This is a genomic window from Nocardioides sp., from assembly GCF_036503465.1.
Classification (GTDB): domain Bacteria; phylum Actinomycetota; class Actinomycetes; order Propionibacteriales; family Nocardioidaceae; genus Nocardioides.
Genome location: NZ_DASXWU010000030.1, coordinates 1 through 1986 on the forward strand (window position 1 = coordinate 1; position 1986 = coordinate 1986).

The following is a 1986-nucleotide window of genomic DNA, read 5'->3' on the forward strand; positions in this document are numbered from 1 at the left end:
AACTTGCGCACGAGCGTCTTCAGCTCGGACTTCACAGCCTTGTTGCGCTGGTGACGCTTCTCGTTCTGCTTGTTCCGCTTGATCTGGGACTTGATGTTCGCCACGGATGAAGCCTTCGGGTCGGTGGGTTCGGGAGTGGAAGGGAATGTGGGCGTGCCAGCCGCACCGGCCGCACACGCGAGGCCCAAAGTTACCAGTGGCCCCTGACCTGCCCAAATTCACGCCCCGGAGACCGAGCTTGCTCGGTCTCCGAACCGGGCGGGAGGTCGCCCTTCGAGACGCCTCGTCCTCGGCTCCTCAGGAACCGGAGCGTCCGCTCGGACCGAGCCCGCGAGGGACGAGCGACGCGTTTCGAGACCTGGGTTCGCGGTGCGCCGTCTGTCCGGCTAGTCGAGACCACCTTCATGCGAGTCGCCTCGCCGCGGCCGTCAGCGCGCGTCGTGCCTGGGTACGCCGGAACTCGTTGAGCGTGGGCAGGCCGATGTCCGAAGGCCCCTGGGTCGACTGCCAGGCCAGCGCCACCCCGAAGGCGACCAGGAACGCGGTCACCACGTCGTCCCCGGCCTCCGCGAGCACCGGTGAGCGTGCCACGGACTCGTCGAACCACGGGTCCTCGACGCGTTCGAACCGTGCCAGCAGCGGGTCGCTCCACGACGGCCCCACACCGGCCGCGCCCCAGTCGACGAAGACGATCCGGCCCGGTTCCGGGCGCAGCAGGTTGTCGACCCGGACGTCCCAGTGGGTGAGCTGGGTGTCGCCCTCCTGGAGGAGACCGACCAGCCGGCGCAGGCGTGCCGGGTCACGGCGTACGTCGTCCGGCACCAGGTCGCCGGGGATCTCGGCCAGGTGGTCGAGGGCGGACGCCCAGGCCCGGAAGCGTGCCCGGACGTCGATCAGCCCGGGCTCCGCGATCGTGGTGGCGCGTGCGCCGTCGGGCACCGGCACCTCGCGCAGGGTCGCCACCAGCCGGTCCGTGGCGGCCAGCAGGTCCGCCATCTCCGTCTCGTCACCCAGGTCCGGATGACCGCCCGGCACGTCCTCGAGGACCAGCGCCACCCATCCGCCCTCGTCGTACGACGCGCGCAGCGACGCCCACAGGGTGTTCTCGCCGATCAGGCCGAGCACCTCGATCTCGCGCCGGAACAGCATGGGGGAGTCGGAGTTCAGCTCCGTCCCCACGGCCTTCACGAACGCCCGCGTCCCGTCCGCGGTGACCACCCGGGTGGCGCAGCCGGGAGACATGCCGCCGATCTGCTCCTCCCACGACGAGACCGGCGAGCCGAGGGCGTCATCCACCCAGTCCCGCACCCGCAGCGGGACCTCGGCGTACGGCAGCCGCACCCCGACGGCTCGGGGCACGGTCACTGCGGGCCTAGCCTGGCCACGTGCTCGCCCCCGCGGACCTGGAACGCGACTACGGGATCCGGGTCTCCCAGCTCCGTCGGCACGAGGGCGGGTGTGAGAGCGAGTGCTGGGTGGCGGACGGCACGTGGTTCGTCAAGCACTGGCGGAAGCCGGAGGCCCGACCGAGGCTCGCGCTGCTGGCCGATCTCGCCGTCGCGGGGCTCCCCGTGCCGAGGCCGGTGCCGACGCTCGCCGGTGCCCTGTCCTCGATCGCCGACGGATGCACCTATGCGGTCTTCCCGTTCGTGCCGGGTCGTACCGCCACCGACGACGACTGGCGACTGACCGCCGCGTCGCTGCGGCAGGTGCACGAGGTCACCGGCGTCGAGGTGCCGCCCGCGTCCTGGGACGAGCCACGGATCGCTGCCCTCGGCGAGCGGCTCGACCATCCCTGGATCCGCGAGCGTCGAGGGGAGCTCGAGGATGCGCTCGACCGGATGGCCGGGGTGACCGAGCGGGCGAGGGCCGCGGCGTACGAGCCAGTCGTGTGCCACACGGACTTCCTCGGGCAGAACCTCCTCGTGGCCGACGGCCGGGTGGCGGCGATCCTCGACTGGGACTGGGCCGTCCTCGGTCCGCGCG

3 protein-coding genes are annotated in these 1986 nt (G+C 71.9%); 1 reads left to right on the top strand and 2 read right to left on the bottom strand.

Annotated features, from left to right (window positions below; genetic code table 11):
* Together rpsT and VGK78_RS04735 are read right to left on the bottom strand one after the other, a co-directional pair.
* A partial coding sequence (gene rpsT, locus VGK78_RS04730; protein WP_331526288.1) for a 30S ribosomal protein S20 occupies positions 1-104 on the bottom strand: 104 nt, incomplete at its 3' end.
* 298 nt (positions 105-402) lie between these two features.
* Complete coding sequence (locus VGK78_RS04735) at positions 403-1365, bottom strand: phosphotransferase (protein ID WP_331526285.1); 963 nt, start codon at positions 1363-1365, stop codon at positions 403-405.
* A 20-nt stretch (positions 1366-1385) separates the two neighbouring features.
* Between VGK78_RS04735 and VGK78_RS04740 the strand changes: the two genes are divergently transcribed.
* Positions 1386-1986: phosphotransferase enzyme family protein (locus tag VGK78_RS04740; protein ID WP_331526287.1), on the top strand; the 601-nt coding region annotated here is incomplete at its 3' end.